At 61.1% G+C, this 22,186-nt stretch carries 19 protein-coding genes and 5 pseudogenes; 13 read left to right on the forward strand and 11 right to left on the reverse strand.

The annotated features are described in order from the left end of the window. Positions 1–284: 284 nt before the first annotated feature. The 3 genes from HAP41_RS47510 to HAP41_RS47520 form a co-directional block, all read right to left on the reverse strand. Positions 285–1,628, reverse strand: coding sequence for an IS1380 family transposase (locus tag HAP41_RS47510; protein WP_166053720.1), 1,344 nt, complete (start codon positions 1,626–1,628; stop codon positions 285–287). 122 nt (positions 1,629–1,750) lie between these two features. Next, positions 1,751–2,314, reverse strand: coding sequence for an ImmA/IrrE family metallo-endopeptidase (locus tag HAP41_RS47515; protein WP_166106981.1), 564 nt, complete (start codon positions 2,312–2,314; stop codon positions 1,751–1,753). A 9-nt stretch (positions 2,315–2,323) separates the two neighbouring features. Continuing rightward, positions 2,324–2,785 carry a helix-turn-helix domain-containing protein gene (locus HAP41_RS47520; RefSeq protein ID WP_224581128.1) on the reverse strand — a complete coding sequence of 154 codons (462 nt, stop codon included), beginning with the start codon at positions 2,783–2,785 and terminating at the stop codon, positions 2,324–2,326. On the opposite strand from HAP41_RS47520, the gene HAP41_RS47525 reads away from it, so the two are divergent. Continuing rightward, positions 2,784–3,002: a hypothetical protein gene (locus HAP41_RS47525; protein ID WP_166106983.1), complete on the forward strand. Its 219-nt coding sequence runs from the start codon at positions 2,784–2,786 to the stop codon at positions 3,000–3,002. The two genes, HAP41_RS47520 and HAP41_RS47525, sit on opposite strands and share 2 nt — an antisense overlap. Positions 3,003–3,005: 3 nt before the next feature. Continuing rightward, positions 3,006–3,269: a DUF1883 domain-containing protein gene (locus tag HAP41_RS47530; protein WP_166106986.1), complete on the forward strand. Its 264-nt coding sequence runs from the start codon at positions 3,006–3,008 to the stop codon at positions 3,267–3,269. Positions 3,270–4,131: 862 nt separating this feature from the next. Here the strand turns inward: HAP41_RS47530 and HAP41_RS47535 are convergent. Both HAP41_RS47535 and HAP41_RS47540 read right to left on the reverse strand, forming a co-directional pair. Further along, on the reverse strand, positions 4,132–4,722 hold the full coding sequence (locus HAP41_RS47535) for a VapC50 family PIN domain-containing toxin (RefSeq protein ID WP_166106988.1): 591 nt from the start codon (positions 4,720–4,722) through the stop codon (positions 4,132–4,134). A 2-nt stretch (positions 4,723–4,724) separates the two neighbouring features. Then, complete coding sequence (locus HAP41_RS47540; protein WP_166106990.1) at positions 4,725–5,183, reverse strand: helix-turn-helix domain-containing protein; 459 nt, start codon at positions 5,181–5,183, stop codon at positions 4,725–4,727. Positions 5,184–6,351: 1,168 nt separating this feature from the next. Here HAP41_RS47540 and HAP41_RS47545 point away from each other — a divergent pair. From HAP41_RS47545 to istA, 3 genes and pseudogenes are all read left to right on the forward strand, one after another. Then, on the forward strand, positions 6,352–7,212 hold the full coding sequence (locus tag HAP41_RS47545) for a tyrosine-type recombinase/integrase (protein ID WP_166079017.1): 861 nt from the start codon (positions 6,352–6,354) through the stop codon (positions 7,210–7,212). 20 nt (positions 7,213–7,232) lie between these two features. Next, entirely contained in the window at positions 7,233–8,459 is a 1,227-nt protein-coding gene (locus HAP41_RS47550) for an IS91 family transposase (protein WP_166061603.1), read from the forward strand. A 199-nt stretch (positions 8,460–8,658) separates the two neighbouring features. Beyond that, positions 8,659–9,642, forward strand: a pseudogene (istA, locus tag HAP41_RS47555) (IS21 family transposase); the annotation flags it as partial. Positions 9,643–9,695: 53 nt separating this feature from the next. On the opposite strand, the gene HAP41_RS47560 reads toward istA, so the two are convergent. Continuing rightward, positions 9,696–10,970: an IS256 family transposase gene (locus tag HAP41_RS47560; RefSeq protein ID WP_166080342.1), complete on the reverse strand. Its 1,275-nt coding sequence runs from the start codon at positions 10,968–10,970 to the stop codon at positions 9,696–9,698. Positions 10,971–11,067: 97 nt separating this feature from the next. Here HAP41_RS47560 and HAP41_RS47565 point away from each other — a divergent pair. From HAP41_RS47565 to ltrA, 7 genes and pseudogenes are all read left to right on the forward strand, one after another. Next, positions 11,068–11,637: pseudogene (locus HAP41_RS47565) on the forward strand (Mu transposase domain-containing protein); the annotation flags it as partial. A gap of 16 nt (positions 11,638–11,653) precedes the next feature. Beyond that, complete coding sequence (istB, locus tag HAP41_RS47570) at positions 11,654–12,433, forward strand: IS21-like element helper ATPase IstB (RefSeq protein ID WP_479686370.1); 780 nt, start codon at positions 11,654–11,656, stop codon at positions 12,431–12,433. Further along, positions 12,391–13,064 (forward strand): annotated as a pseudogene (locus HAP41_RS47575) (IS630 family transposase); the annotation flags it as partial. The gene istB and the pseudogene HAP41_RS47575, both read left to right, overlap by 43 nt. Positions 13,065–13,158: 94 nt before the next feature. Next, positions 13,159–14,433, forward strand: a complete 1,275-nt coding sequence (locus HAP41_RS47580) for an IS256 family transposase (RefSeq protein WP_166064748.1) — start codon at positions 13,159–13,161, stop codon at positions 14,431–14,433. 51 nt (positions 14,434–14,484) lie between these two features. After that, positions 14,485–14,775: pseudogene (locus tag HAP41_RS47585) on the forward strand (transposase); the annotation flags it as partial. Between the two features lie 12 nt (positions 14,776–14,787). Further along, positions 14,788–14,907: pseudogene (locus tag HAP41_RS50450) on the forward strand (ATP-binding protein); the annotation flags it as partial. A gap of 94 nt (positions 14,908–15,001) precedes the next feature. Beyond that, positions 15,002–16,276, forward strand: coding sequence for a group II intron reverse transcriptase/maturase (gene ltrA / locus HAP41_RS47590; RefSeq protein ID WP_224581127.1), 1,275 nt, complete (start codon positions 15,002–15,004; stop codon positions 16,274–16,276). An 821-nt stretch (positions 16,277–17,097) separates the two neighbouring features. Here ltrA and HAP41_RS47595 read toward each other — a convergent pair. Further along, on the reverse strand, positions 17,098–17,280 hold the full coding sequence (locus tag HAP41_RS47595; protein WP_166106996.1) for a zinc ribbon domain-containing protein: 183 nt from the start codon (positions 17,278–17,280) through the stop codon (positions 17,098–17,100). Positions 17,281–17,428: 148 nt separating this feature from the next. Between HAP41_RS47595 and HAP41_RS47600 the strand changes: the two genes are divergently transcribed. Then, positions 17,429–17,629 (forward strand): hypothetical protein, encoded by a 201-nt coding sequence (locus HAP41_RS47600; RefSeq protein ID WP_024342295.1) that lies wholly within the window; start codon positions 17,429–17,431, stop codon positions 17,627–17,629. Positions 17,630–17,753: 124 nt separating this feature from the next. On the opposite strand, the gene HAP41_RS47605 is transcribed toward HAP41_RS47600, so the two are convergent. From HAP41_RS47605 to repA, 4 genes are all read right to left on the reverse strand, one after another. Further along, the gene (locus HAP41_RS47605; protein ID WP_224581126.1) at positions 17,754–18,173 is read right to left on the reverse strand and encodes a hypothetical protein; all 420 of its coding nucleotides are present in this window, start codon (positions 18,171–18,173) and stop codon (positions 17,754–17,756) included. Between the two features lie 106 nt (positions 18,174–18,279). Next, a complete protein-coding gene (repC, locus tag HAP41_RS47610; protein ID WP_166106998.1) occupies positions 18,280–19,512 on the reverse strand; it encodes a plasmid replication protein RepC in 1,233 nt (410 codons plus the stop codon). A gap of 198 nt (positions 19,513–19,710) precedes the next feature. Further along, on the reverse strand, positions 19,711–20,730 hold the full coding sequence (repB, locus tag HAP41_RS47615) for a plasmid partitioning protein RepB (protein WP_166107000.1): 1,020 nt from the start codon (positions 20,728–20,730) through the stop codon (positions 19,711–19,713). After that, positions 20,727–21,941 (reverse strand): plasmid partitioning protein RepA, encoded by a 1,215-nt coding sequence (gene repA, locus HAP41_RS47620; protein ID WP_166107003.1) that lies wholly within the window; start codon positions 21,939–21,941, stop codon positions 20,727–20,729. Before repA ends, repB begins: the two co-directional genes overlap by 4 nt. Positions 21,942–22,186 lie beyond the last annotated feature (245 nt).

Raw genomic sequence — 22,186 nt, forward strand, 5'->3', positions numbered from 1 at the left:
TGGCATGAGCGGAACGGTGACCGCTGAGGACGCGCGCGCTAAGAGGGAATCAAAATAGGCGTCGACAACGATGGGTGACGTCATAAGAGCATCTCGCTGCTGTCTTTACCGGCATTAGCCCGCCCTATTCGTGAGAGCGCGGTATTTTGGTCCGACTGGTGCATCCGCACACCTCCGCTGACGAGGCGCACAGGATTGCCTTCGGCTTTTCACCGCCTGACGACCGGTACTTTGCAACGCGCTTGAGGGATGGGTTGGGTGAACGCGGGCGGACGCCCCACCGGTCAAGGACCGAGCGGCAGCAGCGCGCCGGGCAAGCTGCGGATCAGGTCGGCTTCGGGACATGCCGCGGCGAACGCAAGGCGAATGCGGCTCTTGGTCTCGACAACCCGGGCGGCGATTTTCAAGAGCCGAAGACGCAGCGTCGCGAACTCGGCAGTGGCCAATTCCCGGACTTTGGGAATGGCGTCGCGCACGGTCAGCATCAGCCAATAAGCGGCGGTATGGAGAACGAGGCGGACTTGATTGGCGAGCGCCGAACGGCAACTGGTGCGATCGGAGGCGAGCTGCGTCTTATGCAGCTTGATCAGATTCTCGGCTTGGCCGCGCGCGCAATACAGGCTGTCGTAGATCCACTCGGCCGAGCCGACATCGAGGCTGGTGACGACGAAGCGGATGTCGAGGCCGAGCATCGTCGCCTCAATACGGGCGACGGTGCGTCGTTCGCGATCCCAGGACTTTGCCTTGTGGCGCGTCTCGGTATAGCCGCGCAGAACCGGCAGGTTCTCGATGGCGCGTCGCGTGCGGATGTCGTCGGCGACCGCGTCGACTTTTCTGGCGAGCGGCTTGGTGCCGGACAGACCGAAGATGTAGTCGATGCCGTTGGTCTCGCACCACGCCATTGCCTCCGGCCGGGCATAGTGCCCGTCGCCACGGAACGTAATTCGCGTGTTGTGCCACCGCGTCCGGATATGCCGTACCAGGCGGCGCAGATGGGCACGCACCTCGACGCCGCCCGGCGTCTTGCCGGGCCGCAGCACGACCGCCACGGGCCGGCTCTTCTCCGTGTCGTAGACGTGGATCGGCAGGAAGCAGCGTTCGTCATAATGAGCGTTGAACAGCGAGAGCTGCTGATGGCCGTGGACGACATCGCAGGTATCATCGATGTCGAGCGTGACGGATGCCGGCTCGCGCGGGTAGCTATCCATCCATGCGTCGACCAAAGTGTAGGTCAGTCGGATCACGTCGCGCAGGCGCGGAGCATTCTCCAGGCGCGACAGCGTCGGTTGGGAACACAGATCGCGACCCGTGTCCGGCAGCCGTCCGCAGGCCAGCTTGAATGCGGGATCGGACCGCAGATGATCGAGGTCGTCGGCGTCCTCGTAGCCGCAGCAGATCGCGAACATGCGCGCGCGGAACATATCGACCAGGCTGTGCACGACCCGCGTCGGATCGCGCCGATCCGGGAACACCCGGGCCAAATTGTCGGCCAAGCCGAGACGCCGCTCGGCCATCGCCAGAAGCATCACGCCCCCGTTCGAGGTCAGCCGACCGCCATCGAAGGCAGCTGTGACTTTCTTGGCGTGAACGGCTGGAAACGAGAAGGGCAGAATCGTATCGTCGGTCATGGCGGGCGTGGTGTTCGCGGCTGAAGGTGATGGGGTTGGCTTTGCAACCGAATCCTACGCCGCATCAGCGCTTTACACCACGCTCGCCAGCCTCTCAGGCGCCCTCTGACGAATAAGACGGGTTAGCTGGCTGCGCGTCGGGAGGCCCTTATCAATGCGCCGGTTACATTGAGCCTCATGCGCATCAGATCCTCGCTCACGCCGTAAACGTCTGAAGCTTTCGCAAGCGGAAGGCTCATGCGGGCGACGTGATTGGCGGCTTCTTCGGATACCAGCAAGGCGGGCCCCAGCCAGTTCGCTTCCTCTTCAATCGCCGGGTCGTAGTGGCGCGAACCTTCGCCATCAAAAGGTGGTTTTGGCGGGTGCAGCAGCAGGCCGTGGGCAAGCTCGTGCGCGATGTTTGCACCCTGTCGTTTCAACTGATGGCCGTCGTTGTGAATGATCATGCGGGAATTGCCGTTGAACAGCGTTATGGCGGAGAAATCGCGCTGCCCCTTTGACGATCGCAGATAGATGACGGCGTCAGGGTTGCTATCTGCGAACTCGCTCAGCGCGACGACCGGAAACCCAAGCAGCTCCGCCAGCCGCCAAGGACACAGAGGCAGATGCGGAGCTATTCCGAGTTCGTCGCGCACATCGCGCGCCAGCCAGTTTGCTTCAGACTTGAATCCCCGGCGCAAGGCCATCAATGCGCCTCATGACCTTCTGAACTGCTGATAAGCAGTCTTGATAAGTGCTTCGAGCGCTTTGGCGCCTTCCTTGGACAATTTGGGATCGGCACGCAGATGTGCCGTCAATTCCGCTAAGGGCTCCGTCATTACCTTCTTCTTGGTCATGCCGAGCGTGAAATCCTCGACTTTCAAGCCGGACCAGGCGCACAGCGAAGCGAGACTATCGACGTCCGGTTTGCGGCCCTGAGACATGCGGGTAAGCGTTGAAGCGGGTACTTCAGCTTGCTCGGCCACTTTTTTCCAATTGAGGTTGCGTGCGATGCGCACGCTGTCGATAGCGGCAAAGAAGCCTTCCCCATCGAACTTTCCAGAAGCCATTAAATTTCCTGTCTGCTGCGGTTGCGATGCCCGAATGACGCCGTAATTGCTACGTAGCAATTGAATACCTACATAGCAATAGCCATTGGGGGCTGAGGAATGATCCATGTCGAAGAACAAAGGTTCGGGTACCCACACCCGCAGTGCCGTTTCAGGCCAGTACGTTTCTAACTCGTATGGCAACCGCCATCCGAGCACAACGGTTCGCGAAGCTGCCGGTCCGAGCGGATCGAGCGGACCGCACTACCGGAGCGCCAAATCCGGCCAGTACGTCAGCAACAGCTTCGGCAAGTCCCATCCGAACACCACGGTCAAGGAGAAGTGACAGATGCAGTTCGTCCACAATGACCTCGGATTGCTGCGTGGCGGCGAGTTGGTCGAGGTGACGTTGTCGAGTCAGGCCAACGTCAAGCTCATGGATAGCTCAAATTTCGCCAACTATCGTCAAGGTGGCCAACATCGCTTTTTTGGTGGTCATGCGAAGCAGTCTCCGATTCGTTTGCAGGTGCCCAGCGCTGGCCATTGGCATGTTGCCGTCGATCTCGGAGGATATGGCGGCAGTGTGCAGGCGGGTGTTCGTGTTCTCGGCTGAGTAAAGGGGCCCTTTTGGGCCCCTTACGCTTTGGACTGTGAGCCGATGCGCCGCCACTTGTTCGAAACGCCGCCGGCCTCGCTTTTCTCAAAATCCACCTAGGAATATATTCCATAATCAATACGCTATGCGCATCGATATTGACTTGCTGTTCGGTTGAAGAGCGCGAATGTTCGCGACAACCTATGGGAGGTTCCGCCTGCCCTAATGGTTGGAGGCGATAACTTGCTTTATAACTGACTGGGAGACCCCGAACTGCCGTGCAATAGTTGAAGCCTTGACGCCGGCTCTGAAAGCGGCTCGGATCGCATTCAGTTGTCCCTGAGGTAGGGAGAAGCTCGAGTTTTCGCGTGGCGGCGCATTCCCCTTGTGAGAAGAGGAAGCTTCGATTTTTGAAGCCGCTCCCAGTTTGTCTCCGACAGGATTCGGCAATAAGGTATTTCGGCGGCCTGCCTCCCGCAGTACACTATCTAACAGAAGCGCAAAGGTGGCTTCGTCTAAGTGCCGAAGTGATCCTTCTAGGTCGCTGGGCAGAACTGGGGTCCGATGGTGGTCGCCTGGAGTCAACTCGCGCTTGTTTTTCATGGTGCCGCCTGAGGTTCTCGGAGGTGATGTCTCCAGCTCATCATCAAGATCTAACAAAATGGTGCAATAGCTTGCTATTTCGGCAACAGCGAGCCTTGCATTGAGGCTGGATATGAGCCCAAAAATCCGATTGCGCTCCGGTACAAGTAAAACGGCATCCAGTGGATATTCGCATAACTTACATTATAGAATATCCGAAATAAAACTCGCGCCGAAATCTCAGCTGCCTGAAGGGCCCAGTCGATTGCCGAACGTCCCGTTGCTAGCCGTTGCTCGGCTAGAGCGATTCGATGTGTGGCCGTAGCAGGTCAACCGTCTCGATCAGTCCCGCAGCCTCCATCACGAGCAATAGCTCGGCTGGCGTCACTTCCGGTTTTTTGAAGCGTTCGCGCATACGCCGAATGGCTGCAACGGCGCGAGCTTCGTCGAGTGCGATAGTATCCGCAATGAAAGCATCGGCGGATTTCGCTTCCATATTCAGGTCGGAAAGAACTGCCGGCGGAAAATCTTTAAGGTTCTCCGTTACGATCATTGCGGCTTGCGTCTTGGCCGCCGCAGCAACCACGTGGCGATCGCCGGAATCGGGCAGACCCGTCGCAACCGGCAGGAAGTTATCAAAATCCGTGACCATGGCGTCTTCAAAGGCAGCTTCCATGCTGGCCCGCGCCCGCTCTGCGCGCGCCGTCGCATCCTCAAAGCCCTTGCCGGTCAAAATTTCTTCAATAGCTGCTTTTGTCTCATCCAGGACACGAGTCGACCAGCGGAGGCGGAAAAATTCCGCCTCCGCCAAGGAGAGCAGCAAGTTCCTTTTGAGCGCGCTTGCAAGTGAGCAAGCGTCGACGAATGCGGTGAAACGATTCGCAAACAAGCTTACAGATGCTCCGCGTCCAGCTCGGCGAGATTCGCAAGCGCGTTACTTCGCTTCTCATCACGCGTGCGCTTATAGGCGAATAGGTCCTCCGCCTTAATCCTGCGATGACGGCCCACTGTCACGTGCTGAATTTCGTTCTTCTCAAGCAACGAGACCAGAAACGGACGTGAGACATTTAGGATGTCGGCAGCTTGCTGAGTGGTCAACATCTCATGCACAGGCACGAGCGTCACCGCATCGCCGCGACCGATATGTCGAAGCAATTCCATTAAAAGGCTCGACAGGGCCGGCGACAAGGTTATCTCAGCAGCCTTCTGGGCATCGTCGAGCACGCGTAGCTTGGCATCTCCCGTCGCATGCGACGCGAGTATCTGACGAAGCTGGTTGGCTGCCGCCTTCTCGCTCGCGGAAGGCAGGCGAGTACCTCCCAGCTCTTCGGCGTAGGCTAGCATTGTCATCGTTCTTCCCCTTTTATGGCTTTGTACATATGCTTTATTCGAAATAAACGCAACAAGTGAAATAGACGAAACGCGCGAAAGTTCCAGGTGCGGGGCTCCCTCCCCTAAGCTGGGGTCGATCCGGAGGAACCTTGGCGCTGCCGCGCCTGGCCGGCAAGGCAAAAGCGATTCTCGCAAAACTTTGGCTTGTCGCTAGCTAGGAATATGTTCTAAAATCTATTTATGAGACCGGATGTTCATTGAAAATCAATGGGTTGTATGTTTTCTAGCCTCTTAAGACCTGCATAGTGCTATTTTACTTCAGGTAATTGCGTCCACCGTTTTCAACGACCAGATCAGCATCGCCATGAGCCTGAACGCCTTGGTGACTTCGCTCCTTGTCCCCTTCTCGTTGACCTGCGGGTGCGAGGACATCGCCGCTGCGATACCCCGAGGTTACTGCCTATCACCGGCATATCGAGGTCGATATTTTCTAGAGGGAATGGTGGTCCACGCCTATCGGCTTTGTTTTGTACACGTGCTTTGAGCGGCAACTTGCGTTAATTCCGAACGAATTGGCCGAAGATGCGCCCCATCGCTAGTGGCCCTGCTCGCGTTCGAAATTGACAGATTCGCCGAGGCAACCGGCAGCGTGCCACAACAGTAGGCTTTGCGTATCTCAATGCTCTACTGGTCCGGAAATCTCATTCGCTTGCCGCAGCTGCGTCTTTTCGTCGGGCCCATCGAACGTGCCCGAAGACGAGTGCGACGAGCGCGAAGATCCGCGAGCGGATGGCGATGCCCGCGTCGTGGTGGGTGTTCATGGCGTCCCGTCCCGAGGAGGTTTCGGGGTGGAGTTATAGAATTGGGGGTGCCCGCGTCGACTCGAGGATGTTGGCGCGCTGAGATCTCGCATGGCCGACGGCGTATCGGAGCAGGAGTGGATCGGTGTGATGTCACGGCTTTGCCGGCGGTAACAGTCCGCGAATGAAGTAATATGCGCTGCACGCGCAAGGCGCCGCCAGTGCCGCCCACGACAGCGCCCACTAGAGCATTTTCCGACCGGAATGAATCGGGTGGGGATTGAACGAAGCCGCTGCCGCGGCGTAGGGGGCAAGGTGGCATAGATCGCCTCCTGGCTGAGAGGATGTGGGTGTTGGAGCCCACCCCCTCAGACAGGAGTATCGAGATGGCCGATTTGAGCCCTCTTCGCCGCCGCATGATCGAAGACATGACCGTCCGCAATCTGTCGCCGGCGACGCAAAGATCCTACATCAGCGCGGTTTCGAAGTTCAGCCGCTATTTTGGCCGATCGCCTGACCGGTTAGAGCTGGAAGACGTCCGCGCCTTCCAGGTGCATTTGGTCTCGACCGGCATCTCATGGCCGGCGCTGAACCAGATCGTCTGTGCGCTACGGTTTTTCTACGGCGTCACGCTCGGCGAGGCGCTCATCCCAGAGCGCATTCCCTATGCGCGAGAACCGCGCAAGCTGCCGGTCGTTCTCAGCGCCGACGAAGTGGTTCAGTTTCTTGAAGCGGTATCGAGCCTGAAGAGCCGCGCCGCGCTCACCACCGCCTATGCGGCCGGGCTCAGGGCCTCGGAGGTTGCGGGACTGCGGATCGAAGACATCGACAGCGCCCGCGGCGTCATCCAGGTGCGCCACGGCAAGGGCGCGAAGGATCGCAACGTGATGCTGTCGCCCCAGCTGCTGGGCATCCTGCGCACCTACTGGCGGCTCGCCCGGCCGCGGCTTTATCTGTTCCCTGGTCGTGACGAAGATCATCCGATCGATCAGACCGTGCTGCATGCCGCCTGCCGGTCGGCGGTGAAGGCTGCGGGCCTGACCAAGCGCGTCACGCCGCACACGCTGCGCCACAGCTTCGCGACACATCTTCTCGAGAACGGAACCGATATCCGGATCATCCAGGTCTTGCTCGGGCACAATAATTTGTCGTCGACAGCGCGCTACACGCAGGTCGCCACCGATACGATCCGAGCGACGCAGAGCCCGCTCGATCGCCTGTCGCTGGAGGTGACGCCACCTGGATGACCCGCAGCGGGATGCGGGTCATGACCCGCTCCGACATCCGCTCCAACAGGCCCGCCATCGAGATTGCCGATATTCTGCGCCGGCATGGCGACGCCTATCGCCGTGTACATGCCGGTCATCTGGGGCGGGTCGAGCGGCGCGTGATGAGCGCGATCGTTGCGTGCCGGACCGAGGCGCTCGGCGGCCACATGCAGGCTTGCGACGACTGCGGCACGACACGCGTTGCCTATAATTCCTGCCGCAATCGGCACTGTCCGAAGTGTCAGGGGAGAGCCCGAGCCGCGTGGCTCGCCGCGCGTCAAGCCGACCTGCTTCCGGTTCCCTATTTCCACGTCGTCTTTACACTTCCCGCACCGATCGCCGCGATCGCTTTCCAGAACAAGGCCGTCGTCTATGCCATCCTGTTCAAGGCTGCCGCCGAGGCGATGACGACGCTCGCCGCCAATCCACGCCGGCTCGGCGGTGCGATCGGCGGCGTCGCCGTCCTCCACACCTGGGGACAGACGCTGATGCATCATCCCCACGTCCATTGCGTCGTTCCGGGTGGCGGCCTCTCGCCCGATGGCGCGCGCTGGACCGCTTGCCGACCGAACTTCTTCCTGGCCGTCAAACCGTTGTCCAGACTATTTCGCACACTTTTTCTCAAACGTCTGTCGGCAGCCTTCAACTCCGGTGCCTTGCGTTTCTTCGGCGATCTCGGAGCTCTGGCCGAGCCGGCTGCCTTTGCGGCCCACCTCGACGCCATGCGACGCATCAACTGGGTTGCTTACGCCAAGCGGCCCTTCGGCGGACCCGCACAGGTCCTGGCCTATCTCGGCCGCTACACCCATCGCGTCGCGATCGCCAACAGCCGGCTCGTCGCACTCGACGACGATCATGTCGCCTTCTCATGGAAGGACTATCGCCAAAACAGCGCGACAAAGATCATGAATCTCAAGCCCGATGAGTTCATTCGCCGTTTCCTGCTTCATACGCCGCCTGACGGCTTCCACCGCATCCGCCACTTCGGCTTCATGGCCAACCGCCATCGCGCTGCCAAGCTCGCCCTTTGCCGCGAACTTCTCGATCATGAGCGAACAGCCCCAAACGATGGCCAGCCGTCGCCTGTGGATTCGGAGGCTCAAACCTGGGCCGAGGTTCCTGCCTGTCCCGATTGTGGTGGCGTCATGCGCATCATTGAGCGCTTTCGACATAGCTTCAGACGCCCCAGCCCTCGAACATCACCGTTCCGATGCGACACATCGTGAGCCAAGTCATGTCGTGCACGACGATCTGCATGTTTCGCGGGATCGTGAGCACGGATTTCAGGGGATCGTGAGCAGAGATTTCAGACGATCGTGAGCACGGATTTCGCGGGATCGTGAGCAGCTTTTCAGCAACTCAGCCCGCTTCGGCCGACAACTCAACCGGCTTAGGAACTGCCTCGTCAGTGAACGAGGAAGGCCGATGCCCACCCAGAGATTGTCGATGCGCCGGATCAAAGAGGTTCTCCGCTTAAAACATGTTCAAGGCTTGCCGGAGCGAGCCATCGCGCGCACCTTGGGCATCAGCAACGGCGCCGTGCACAGCTATCTACGCCGAGCCGGGGCTGCCGGGCTGAAGTGGCCGTTGCCGGCCGGAATGAGCGACGAGGACCTGGAGCTGCTGCTTTTCCCGGCGCCGAGGCCTGCGTCGCAGAGCCCCCAGCGGGCCGTTCCCGACTGGGGCTATGTCGACAAGGAGCTGCGCCGACGCAACGTGACCCGTCGGCTGCTGTGGGACGAGTATCGCGCCACCCATCCCGATGGCTTCGGCTACACCTGGTTCTGCACGACGTACGAGGCCTGGAAGGGGCGAGCCCGGCCTTCGATGCGGCAGACGCATCTGGGCGGCGAGAAGGTTTTCGTGGATTTCGCCGGCGACACCATCGACGTCATCGATCCCTCAAACGGGGAAGTGCAGTCGATGAAGCTGTTCGTCGCGGCGATGGGCGCCTCCAACTATACCTATGCCGAAGCCTGTCCAAGCGAGGGGCTCGCCGACTGGATCCGGGTCCACATCAATCTTTTCGCCTTCCTCGGCGGCGTGCCGACATTCGTAGTCTGCGACAATCTCAAGGCCGCCGTCACCAATCCCGACCGCCACGATCCCGGCCTCAACCGAACCTATGCCGAGATGGCGAGCCATTACGGCACGGCCATTCTCGCAGCCCGGCCGCGGCGCCCAAAAGATAAGGCAAAGGTCGAAGTTGCGGTGCAAGTCGCCCAGCGATGGATTCTGGCGCGGCTGCGCAACCAACGCTTCTTTTCGTTGGCGGAGCTGAACGCAGCCATCAAAACACTCGTCGTCGAACTCAATGCAAGGCAGATGCGCGACTTTGGCGCCAGTCGCGCCGAACTGTTCGCCGAGCTCGACAAGCCCAAGCTTACAAAGCTGCCGGACCAGGCTTGGGGATGTCCCGATCGCTGTTGAACTACGTCGGGTCGACGTTGCCGGAATGAATATTACGCAGCCCTCGTGACGTGGGCAACGGACTTGATTGTCATGCGATCGTGGTGAGCTTGAAGGGCCGCACGCAGAACCGACAATTGCTTATGCGCCTTCAATCGTCGGAAGCCCTTGTTGGCCTCGATCATACCGGCCGCGACCCATCGCAAGGCCATACCGGCATCCCGCCAGCGTTTAACGTTGCGCGTGACGCGGCGAATGGTGCCCATCATGTTCTCGGCGATATTGGTACAGGCGAGCGATCGGCGAAGCTCCTTCGGCAACTTCAACCGGACGACAGTCAGGATTTCGTCGAGGCCTTCGAGGATACTGGCCGCAACGCCGGGCCATTGCTGGTCGAGTCGACGCGCGAGATTGCGGATCAATTTTTCAGCCTTGTCGGCGTCATCGAGCTCCCAGGCCTGGCGCAGCACCCGGCGGGTGGCCGCATGATGCTCTTTCGGCAGGCGTTCCATGATGTTGCGCGCCTTGTGGATCTGGCAGCGCTGGATCGCAGCGGCCGAACCGAAGGTGCGGCGGATCGCCTTCGACAACGCCTTCGCGCCGTCGGCGATGAACAGTCTTGGCACCGTCGGGTCGAGCCCGCGCGAGACCAGGTTGTCCAGCAGGGCCTGAACCGTTGCTGCATTCTCGGTCGCCCCTTCCACCAGCGCCAGCGGATGCTTGTTGCCTTCGCCGTCAACCCCGATCGCGGCCACCAGCACGAGATCGTCGTCGAGATGCAGCCCGTCGATTTGGACCACCAGAAGGTCGAGCGCGGACAGATCGGCAGCCATGAAGTCGGCCAGCCGCGCCGCCGACAGAGCCACGAACCTCCGCGAGGCCGCCGACTTCGAAATCCCCGATCCGGGCGGTGCCGGCACGTCACCCTCGGGCAGCCGGACGGCGCGGCCGAACCGGCGCGTCGACACATTGATCAGCATCAGGTTCATCGCCCAGCGACCGAGCCAGTCCTCCTGCGCCGCCGTTTCCCAGCTCGGGATCGTGACCTCGCGGCCGTCCATGCCCCGGACCCGCGGGCGACCGACCTCGATCTTGCCGCCGTGGAAACCGATCCGCCCCCGCGTTCGGCCCCAACGGTGCGCCCGCCGCGCCGCATCACGACCGTGGCGCGGCCCGCAGGCCGCTGTCACATCCGCCTCCATCATCGTGCCGAGCGCCTCGATTCCTGCCGCAAGGCAGAACCGATCGAAGCTCGCTCGCACTTCCGCAAATGATTTCTCCACAGCCCCGGTCGCCGGCCAACCAGCCGGTGTGATATCTCTCGTCATGGCGTTGCTCTCCTTTGTGGAATCAGCACCCCGAGCCTACCGGCTCAAGGTGGGCAACGCCGACCTCTTCAGAAATTCAACAGAACCCGGGACATCCCCCCAGGCTTACGCTTTCGCACGCTGGAAGCGATGCCGGATCGGCCCCGACTATCATATCGAGATCGATGGACACTGGTATTCCGCGCCGTATCGGCTCATCCGTGAGCTTGTCGACGCACGCATCGATGACAGAACGGTCGAGATCTTCCACAACGGCCGCAGGATCGCCAGCCACGCCCGCGCGCCCAACCGGCGGGGCCACACCACCATCGCCGACCATATGCCCAGCGCCCATCGGCGCTACGGTCAATGGACGCCCGCCGGAGTGATCGTCGCCGGCGAGCGGATCGGTCCGTCGACCGCCGCCTTCTTCCAGGCCGTGATCGCGGCCCGGCCGCATCCCGAGCAAGGCTTTCGCACCTGCCTCGGCATTCTGTCACTGGTCAAAAGCTACAGCGCGGAGCGCGTCGAAGCGGCCTGCCGGCGCGGCATTCTGATCAAGGCGCGATCCGTCGCCTCGATCCGCTCCATCCTCCAGAACGGTCTGGATCGTACCTTTCTCGACGAGCCCTCCGAACACCAACCCCTGCGCCACGGCAACATCCGCGGCCGCGATTATTTTCACTGAAGCCAAGGAGACCTGTATGCTCAACCATCCCACCCACGAACGCCTGATCGAGCTCGGCTTGAGCGGCATGGCCAAGGCCTTCGAGGAGCAGCGACGATCGCCTGATCTCGAAGCCTTGCCGTTCGAAGATCGCATCGGCCTGCTGGTCGACCGGGAAGCGGCGGAACGCGACACCAGGCGGCTCACCACGCGCCTCAAGCTGGCCTCGCTCCGCCAGAATGCCTGCGTGGAGGACGTCGATTTGCGCACGCCGCGGGGTATCGACCGGGCCGTCTTCGCCAAGCTCGCCAGCGGCGACTGGATCGATCGCCACGAGAATTTGCTCATAACCGGGGCGACCGGATTGGGCAAAAGTTGGTTAGCCTGTGCCCTCGGCCACAAGGCCTGCCGAGATAATCGCTCGGTCCTCTATCACCGCGTCCCAAGATTGTTCGAAGCGTTGGGGCTCGCGCGGGGCGATGGACGTTATGCCCGCTTGCTCAAAACCCTTGGCCGCGCCCAGGTTCTGATTTTGGATGATTGGGGATTGTCGGTGCTCACCGCTGCCGAGCGGCGCGATCTACTGGAAATCCTTGACGATCGCCATGGCCGCTCCTCCACCATCGTAACCAGCCAACTCCCTGTGGACACATGGCACGAAGTTATCGGAGATCCCACGCTAGAGCATTTTCCGACCGGAAAGAATCGGGTGGGGATTCCCAAAACGGCGCGAGTCAGATTCAAGCTGCATGCTGGCGAGGGAGGCCAGCATGTATGGCCAGGGCGCTTTCGGTTGATCTTCGCCAAAGGGTGGTAGCCGCGATTGACGGTGGCATGTCCTGTCGACAGGCTGCTGAGCGCTTTGGTGTCAGCGCGGCCAGTGCAATCCGCTGGCGCGGTCGCCTCAAGAAAGTTGGCGACATCGTTCCTAAACGCCAGGGCGGTGACCGCAAATCGCAGCGCATCGAAGCGCATTCGCAATTGATTCTGGAGGCGGTGACAGCGAGGCCGGATATCACGCTTGCCGAGTTGCGAGAACTGTTGAAACGTCGTGGAATATCGACTGGCATCGCGTCGCTCTGGCGTTTTTTCCAGCGCAGAAAGATCACACTTAAAAAAAGACAGCGCACGCCGCCGAGCAACGGCGCGGCGATATAAATGCCGCACGTGAGGAGTGGTTCGAAGGGCAAATCGACCTTGACCCTGAGCGTCTCGTCTTCATCGACGAAACCAGCGCCAACACCAAAATGGCGCGGCGTTACGGGCGCTCGCCACGCGGCGAGCGATGTCGTGCAGCTATCCCACACGGACATTGGAAGACGACGACGTTCACCGCTGGATTGCGCTCCGACGGTCTGATCGCGCCGCTTGTTCTGGACGGTCCAATGGATGGCGACGCTTTCCTGGCCTACGTCGAGCAATTGCTCGCCCCATCGCTGCGGCGGGGATGTCCCGGGTTCTGTTGAATTTCTGAAGAGGTCGGCGTTGCCCACCTTGAGCCGGTAGGCTCGGGGTGCTGATTCCACAAAGGAGAGCAACGCCATGACGAGAGATATCACACCGGCTGGTTGGCCGGCGACCGGGGCTGTGGAGAAATCATTTGCGGAAGTGCGAGCGAGCTTCGATCGGTTCTGCCTTGCGGCAGGAATCGAGGCGCTCGGCACGATGATGGAGGCGGATGTGACAGCGGCCTGCGGGCCGCGCCACGGTCGTGATGCGGCGCGGCGGGCGCACCGTTGGGGCCGAACGCGGGGGCGGATCGGTTTCCACGGCGGCAAGATCGAGGTCGATCGCCCGCGGGTCCGGGGCATGGACGGCCGCGAGGTCACGATCCCGAGCTGGGAAACGGCGGCGCAGGAGGACTGGCTCGGTCGCTGGGCGATGAACCTGATGCTGATCAATGTGTCGACGCGCCGGTTCGGCCGCGCCGTCCGGCTGCCCGAGGGTGACGTGCCGGCACCGCCCGGATCGGGGATTTCGAAGTCGGCGGCCTCGCGGAGGTTCGTGGCTCTGTCGGCGGCGCGGCTGGCCGACTTCATGGCTGCCGATCTGTCCGCGCTCGACCTTCTGGTGGTCCAAATCGACGGGCTGCATCTCGACGACGATCTCGTGCTGGTGGCCGCGATCGGGGTTGACGGCGAAGGCAACAAGCATCCGCTGGCGCTGGTGGAAGGGGCGACCGAGAATGCAGCAACGGTTCAGGCCCTGCTGGACAACCTGGTCTCGCGCGGGCTCGACCCGACGGTGCCAAGACTGTTCATCGCCGACGGCGCGAAGGCGTTGTCGAAGGCGATCCGCCGCACCTTCGGTTCGGCCGCTGCGATCCAGCGCTGCCAGATCCACAAGGCGCGCAACATCATGGAACGCCTGCCGAAAGAGCATCATGCGGCCACCCGCCGGGTGCTGCGCCAGGCCTGGGAGCTCGATGACGCCGACAAGGCTGAAAAATTGATCCGCAATCTCGCGCGTCGACTCGACCAGCAATGGCCCGGCGTTGCGGCCAGTATCCTCGAAGGCCTCGACGAAATCCTGACTGTCGTCCGGTTGAAGTTGCCGAAGGAGCTTCGCCGATCGCTCGCCTGTACCAATATCGCCGAGAACATGATGGGCACCATTCGCCGCGTCACGCGCAACGTTAAACGCTGGCGGGATGCCGGTATGGCCTTGCGATGGGTCGCGGCCGGTATGATCGAGGCCAACAAGGGCTTCCGACGATTGAAGGCGCATAAGCAATTGTCGGTTCTGCGTGCGGCCCTTCAAGCTCACCACGATCGCATGACAATCAAGTCCGTTGCCCACGTCACGAGGGCTGCGTAATATTCATTCCGGCAACGTCGACCCGACGTAGTTCAACAGCGATCGGGACATCCCCCGCTGCGGCCGGGCGATACCGTTATCATGGACAACTTGCCCGCTCACAAGGTCCATGGCGTTCGAGAGGCCATCCAGGCGGTCGGAGCTAGCCTGCTCTATCTTCCGCCCTACAGTCCAGACTTCAACCCGATTGAAATGGCCTTCTCCAAACTGAAAGTGCTGTTGCGGACCGCCGCAGCCCGCACCATGCCCGATCTCTGGCAAGCAATCGCCAACGCTCTCAAACGCTTCTCACCCGAGGAATGTCAAAATTATCTCGTCGCGGCTGGTTACGACGCAACGTGATCGGAAAACGCTCTAGGCGACGCGATTCTGGATCGCCTCGTCCACAACGCTCACCGCCTCCAGCTTGCTGGCGAAAGCATGCGAAAACGCAACGCCAAAACCATCACCCTTGACGAGCAGCCAGAACGCTGACCCTATCACCGCCTCGGCCGGAGCGAGGCTGCTCACGATCGTCTGAATTCGGCGCTCATGATCGCGCGAAATCGCTGCTCACGATCACTGAAATATGCAACTACGCAGCGGCACCTATCGGCCCGAGCCTGTCCGGCAAAGGCTAATCCCCAAACCGGGTAAGCCCGGCAAGGTGCGTCCGCTCGGCATTCCGACGCTCAAAGACCGACTGGTGCAAATGGCTTTGAAGCTCGTGCTGGAGCCGATCTTCGAGGCGGACTTCTATCCGACCTCCTATGGCTTCCGGCCCGGCCGGAGCACCCATGATGCGCTGGCGAAAATCCAGCGACGAATGCACCCCACACCCAGCGGCACTTCCGAGTACCGCTTCGCGATCGAGGGTGACATCAAGGGCTGCTTCGATGCCGTCGATCATCATGTGCTGATGGAGCGTGTGCGCCGACGCATCGGGGATCGCAAGGTCCTCAGGCTCGTGCTCGCCTTCCTAAAAGCCGATGTCATGATCGAGGGCACCGTCCGCCACCCTGTTACGGGCACCCCGCAGGGCGGCATCATCTCGCCGTTGCTGGCCAACGTCTATCTGGCGGCCATCGACGAGAGATACGGACGGTGGTCGATGCGCCCTCGCGAACGACCGCAGAATGCAGCCGACCGGCGGCTTTACGATCGCCGGAGAAACAGGCCTACATTCTACGCCGTACGTTACGCCGACGACTTCGTCGTGCTGACGGACGGGACCCGCGAGGAAGCAGAAGCCGAAAAGTTTGCGTTGGCGCAGTTCCTCAAAACGGAATTGCGCATGGAACTGTCGATGGAAAAGACCAGGATCACCGGCGTCGGGGAAGGCTTCGACTTCCTCGGCTATCGGGTGGTGCAGACCAAGGCACGCCGCACCGGACGTATGGTCGGTAATCTCTTCATTCCGAAGAGCAAGCTGAAAGACCTACGCCACAAGATCAAGGTCAGGGTGAAGGCGACGCCGACAGGCCGAGCCCTTGCCGATCTCATCGACGATATCAACCCGGTCATCACCGGATGGCGAAACTACTACCGCTACGCCACGTGGGCCACGCGGGACTTCGCCAGTCTGGATTGGTGGCTGTGGGAGCGCATCGGGCGATGGCTGCACAGGAAGCATCCTAAGACGACGTGGCAAGAACTGCGTCGCCGCTTCCAGGCAACAGCGCCCGACAGCCGCTGGCGATGGGTCGACGGACCGAAATCGCTGCGGTTCTTCCGGGAAGGCGGATCACTCCACTTCCCGCACCGGGGCATACGCATACCGAACGGATGGAACGATCCTGGCGAGAAGTTCCGCAAAGGAGCCGATCGTTTCTGGGCGTCATTCAACACCCTCATGGACGCGTGAGGATCACACGCGGCGTAAGCCGCGCATGGAGAGCCGGTTGCTTGGAAACTTGCACGCCCGGTTCGGCGAGAGGGGCGCAGAAACCATCCGTCGCAAGACGGGCAGGCGCTGTGCCCCTACTCTACCCTTTGTTTTCTCGGGTCGCGCCTATCGCGTCCTCGATGGCGGTCGTGAGACCGGAGGCGATCGACCTGCACCCACAGGCCGAAATGAAATGGAGGGCGGCCGGCAACGACTTTCTTGGACCGCGAGGAATGGTGCGCAGCGCCAGGGGAAGAAAGTCGAGGACGGACGTTGCAGGGACAAGATCGAGAGCCCGCGAAGCGGGATCGGTCTTCGGTCAGACCAGCCTCTATCGAGGACGCTGATGGGTGCGCCCGTCGCGAAAACACATGGAATGAGGACAGGCGGCCCTAATCCGTTCGGCCATTCGGATCTCAGGCGACGGCGTGGCAGCAAAACGCGGCTCACCTCAAGTAGGTCACCTAGACGGCGCGATCATCACCCCAATGGAAACCGTCGCTGTCAGCAACGTCGGCGCACCTGTCGAACTCGCCATCGCAAGATCGATAACGAGGCTGACGACGTACTCGCCATGTGGATGCAACCCCGCCCTCCGCATCCATGCGACCGACCGGCCTGCGAGGCGTGAAACAGATGCTAGTGTCGCTGGACATGCCGGCCACCGAGTTCGGCGATTCCGCCGCCACGCGCGATGGAACGAAGCTGGGCGTTCGGGTTGCAACAGCATTTGGAGAGGGTTGTGAGCACAATCGGCCTCTGCAGCAATCCGGCTGCCGGGCTCGATTTCGACTCGAACGTTATTTGGCCGGCGGCCGCAGCGGGCTTTCCGCCCACTTCCGGGCGGCGGGATCGCGCAGCGGATCGTCCTCGCAGACCGGGCAGACGTAGCGCGGCCGGCCCGGCGCGACGTCGTCGGGCACAGCCGTCATCGGCTTCCCGCACTTCGGGCACAGCTTCCGGCTCAGGTAGAGCGGAGTCATGGTTTTTCCCTGCCGGGACCAGCTTAGTTCCGCGTGCACCGCGAGCACAAGTGGATCGACAAAAATCGTCCGCATGCACCAGGCCGCTTGACGTGGAGCGCATCTCACACTGAAATCCGATTTTCAGTGATGTTGCGGGGGTGGCGTCGTGGAAGAATTTTACAGGGGCTTCGCGCAGCGGGCGCGCGATCTGGCGGAGAACGCGGATCCGTTCACCAAGCGGCGGCTACTCGACCTAGCCCAGCGATACGATCTCAAGAGCAGACCGGGAGCCCCGGGCGGTCGGACCCTCCCGCCGCCGCGTGCGACGCCACCGACGGCGCTGTTTTCCGGCTCCGGCGAAGCTTAAGAATAGTCGGAGCGCGGCCCGGTCGTCGGTTTTCTATGTTTTCATCGACCGGTCCGGGTGCAGGCCGCCCGCGGCCAAGGTGCTGGCCCTACAGCACTGAGCCGCGCACGCGCGCCGCAAAGCGTCATCGCCTGCGCCGCGCGATCTCGTCAGCGACCATGCCCTGCGCCCGCACCAGCCGTTCATGCAGAGTCTCGAACATATCGAGGATGTCATCATTGGGTTCATTCTTTCCCTGCTCGATGGCTTCGGCGACGAGCTCATCGAGAGGCGTCTCCGCCAATTGGCCTTTCTCCAAGAGCTCCTCAAACAGACTGTCGCTGCTCGGCTGCGGTTGGATGCGACCGTCGGAGTTGCACCAGACTGTGAATGCCTGAAGTCCCAGGACAGCGTGCTCGACCATCGCCGCATCCAACGGAATCAGCGTCCCCCAGGCCTCGCCCGCCTCGTCTGCGAACCCCGCCACGTACATCTGCTGCTCCGCGGCGCCTTCATCACGAGGCTGGAAGAACGGCGTGAGGATGATTGGAGGGCGTTTTGCCATGACGATCTCTCCGAACCGCTCTGCGTCGACACGGCGCAGCAGCCGGGCAGTGCGGGTAGTTCGATCACACGAAAAAGGCAAGGTCTGGGAACGGCGCCTCATCGCCTTACGCCCGCTGCTTGTCTCGCCGGCGAGAATTGATCTGCGCCATCAGGATCGGGCCAAGCGAGAATTCGCCGACCTCGGCTTTTCGCGTCAGGCCGCGCAGATAACCGCCGGCGGAATTGATCGCCGTCCCGCGCTGCAGGATACACGCCACGACGATGGCTGCGGGCACCTCGCCCATAACCTTTTGCGCCTCCTCCCAGGCGCTCGGGCTGATGCCCAGCATCGATCGGACAACAGCCGCGGTAGCGAGGAAATCGCGCCAGTTCGAAACCCCACCCTTCGCATAGTCGACGATGTCGGGGCACGCACTCAAGACCATTCCTAACGGATACGCTCCCTCCCCGACTCGCGAGGGTTGAGATTTTGGCTCAGCTCCCGCCGCCCGGCCTTCTCGAAGGACAGGTTCAAGATCAATAGGGGCGTCTGGATTTGAATTCTGTATGTGGCGCTCAGAATGGGACTCATTGGCGCTCGGATTCTTGGATTTGATGTGTGCTTCCAGAAGATTGAGGACGTCGTCGGCAAGCTGAGATAACTCGTCGGCGATCGGCTCGAGCTGCTGGCGGGTGGCCGTGCGCGGAATCTGGTCGACGATCGCGCGGAAGGCGGCGTGCACAACCTGCCAATCGGCAGGCCCCTGCCCTCCCCTTCGCGTCGGAACGGCTTCCTCGATGCCAGTTGCAATCATCTTCGCGATGTCGCGCCGGCACAGCGTGATGCGCTCTCGTACGAGTTTGAGTGCACGGGCCTCGGCTTCGATATCGGCCGCCAGGCTCTCGATCTCCTCCGAGCGCACGACCAGCGGCGACAGATCGAAGCCGAAGGCGAGCTCGATTTCGCCGGCGTTGTCCTTTCGTGCATACCGCTTGCCATTCGGACTGTCGCGCCGAACGATCAGGCCGGCGTCGACCAGCACAGCAAGGTGACGACGAAGCGTCGATGCCGGCATGCCATGCGCGCGCCGAGTGAGTTGATAGTTTGACGGAAAGACAATCAGATCATCCTCCCCGGTGAGCGCGGTCTCGGGATGGAAGGTTAGGAGCGCGTTCAATACTGAGAGCGAGCGCTCCGACACGCCAAGGCGCGGCCGCGCCGTGCAGATGGCGTGGAAGATCTTCCATTTGTGCACGATCTTTTCGGGAGGACGTTCCGTCGCGACCATCTGGCTTGCCACATGGGCAAGCGTCAGCGATCGCCGCCCAAAGGGCGTCGTTGGGGAGTGTGACTGCATGTCTTTGCCTCAGCTGGGCAAAGAAAATCTGCTCGCCGAAACGGCGATAAAATCGCGTAGAAACTCTTGACTGCGATTCGCGAAAGTGATTCTCTGTCAGTCGCCAAACTTGAAGAGAAGGGCTTCCGGAACTCCGTTTCGGGGGCCTTTTTTCTTTTCCCTTGTCTGCTCCTGGTTCGTGTTTACGGGACGAGGCCGTCAGGCCTCGGTAGTTTCCTGGCCGCCACTCGTCTTGGAAAAAGCGTCGAAGATGGCCGGGAGTTGGTCCACAAGAAATGCCGCGAATGTCGCCGAGACATTCTTGTCGATGGTAAGCTTCAATTCGCGCTCGACCTGACGCACGTGCGCAATCTTGTCCCCGGATGCGGAAAAGACTGGCTTCTCTTCCGATGGCTTCGATGTCCCCGCGGGAGATGGACGGCTTGCTGCTGAGAATGCTGCGAGAAATCGCGCATCGGTTTCCCGCTCTGCAAATTTCGGGGCAGCGATCACCGCTCTGACACGTTTGAGCGCCGCGGCATCCTTGAGTAATTCAGCGAAGGACTGCCAGCGGCCGCGGCCAACTTTCGGAGCCTTCCCGATTGCTCGAACGACTTCGGGGGGAACCGATCGAGCGACGGCAAGGAGTTTCGAAGCCTCAGCCCGATCGATCGACAACGCATCCTGCACGATTGACCGGCTATGCCCGGCATCTTCGATATGCATCGCGAAGCTGGCGCGCTCAATGAAACTCAAATCCTCGCGCGGTGCGTTCTCGAGTCCTTGCGCCACGACAAGGGCTTCATCTGACAGCGATCGCAGGATCGCTTTGACGGAAATACCCAATTCGCGCGTGGCGCGGACGCGGCGATGACCATACGCGCTTTGATAGCGCCCTTTTGCTTCAGGATGCTCCCGAACGAGAATGGGCACCTCTTGGCCACGTTGTGCGATCGACTGTTTGAGTGCTTCGAACGAGCTATCATCATTGTCGCGAAACCGGTCGGACAGGGGTGACGGATCAATAAGCGAAGGGTCGATTTCAAGGATTACAGCCCCAGACGCGATTCTTTCGCGAAGCTCCTCGTTCTCCTTCTCGACTTCGGAAAAAGAATCCTTCAACGAGCGGACCGAGCCCGACGAGACCCGCGGCAAGGCAGCGGGCACGTTGTCAGCTGACAACGTGCTTGATTGCGGGGCCGTGAAAAGGCTCTTGATAGTGTCAGTACGTTTGCTCATCGACCCCACACCTTCTTCAGAAGTTGCGCGATTTCGGCATTGACCGCGTCGACTGATTCCAACGCGCGGTCGTAGGCGCCCCGCCCTACCGCGCCGCGCTCCAGCTCATAAAGTGATTGCTTGGTGAGGCCAGCATTGGCGATTGCAGTCGATTTCCAAACAGTGGCCTGGAGCACATCCGATCCAAAGAGATTACGAAGGAGAGCCACGATTTGAGCTTCGGGCACGTCGTTGGGATCGTGACGCGTGATGACGTACCGGATGAAGTCGTGGTCGAGTCGCCCGCCGGCTTCCTCGATGACGGACATGAGATCCGACGTCATGAGGAGAAATTGGCTCATGGATGCGACATCAACCATCTGCGGATGGATGGTCACGAGCATCGCGGTGGCCGCGTTTAGCGCGCCCATGGTCAGGTAACCAAGTTGGGGTGGGCAGTCGATAACGACGACATCGTAGTCGTCGGCAACCTGGTCGATGGCGCTGGCGACTCGGCGAAAGAACAGGTCGTGTCCGCGTTCACGCCGCTCGATCATTGCGCGAGGCGTGTGGTGCTCGAACTCCATCAGCTCAAGATTGCCCGGAACAAGACCTATCCCGTCAAAGTAGGTCGGCCGGACGATGTCGTGCATCGGCCGGCGGTGCTCGTCATACCGGATGGCACCGTAGAGAGTTTCATTCGCCCCAATATCAAACTCGGGCTGGTACCCGAACATCGCGGAGAGCGACGCTTGCGGATCGAGGTCAATGGCAAGAACCCGAAAGCCGGCAAGGGCGAGGTATTGGGAAAGATACAATGCCGTCGTCGTCTTGGCGGACCCGCCCTTGAAGTTGGCGACGGTGATAATTTGGAGCTTGTCGCCCGGCTGGCGGCGCGGGAGAAATTCCGACGCTTCTCGGGGCCGCGCCGTGGCTAGATACGCGCGCAGCTCATGAATCTGAGCCAGGGTATAGGATCGGCGGCCCCCAAGTCCGGTCGCTGGGGTCGGTCCAAGTCCGTCGAGGGAGAGCTGTCGGAGATAACCATCGGAGACGCGGACAATTCGCGCAACCTCCCCTGAGGAGAACGAGCGGAGAGACTTACTGGCTGAAGGCGGGAAAAGCGTTGTCGCCAGCGAGCGAAGCTGGCCGGAAAGGATGCCGGCGTGCCGCGTGATCCGGGCAGACGCAGTCTCGCTCATGGTAAGTGAATCTTCCGCTAAGCTCGGCATTTGCTTTCTCAAGACGGTTTCTGCGCGTCAGACGCCTGATCTCCGTCTTGAGAGATGGCCACGATTCTATGATTTGAGCAAGAATTAAAGGGTTAACGAGTTGTTAACGCCCAATGGCGCGCTGCCCACAAGCAAGGGCGCTTTTCGGTGCATCGTGCGGTGTTGTCAGCTGACAACAAAGCCTCCAGCGACCCGGCGGAACTCTACTTTAGCATGAGTCGGCGCCCCCCCGCTCCCCGCTGCAT

Source organism: Bradyrhizobium barranii subsp. apii (assembly GCF_011516635.5).
In the GTDB taxonomy this organism is placed as follows: domain Bacteria; phylum Pseudomonadota; class Alphaproteobacteria; order Rhizobiales; family Xanthobacteraceae; genus Bradyrhizobium; species Bradyrhizobium barranii.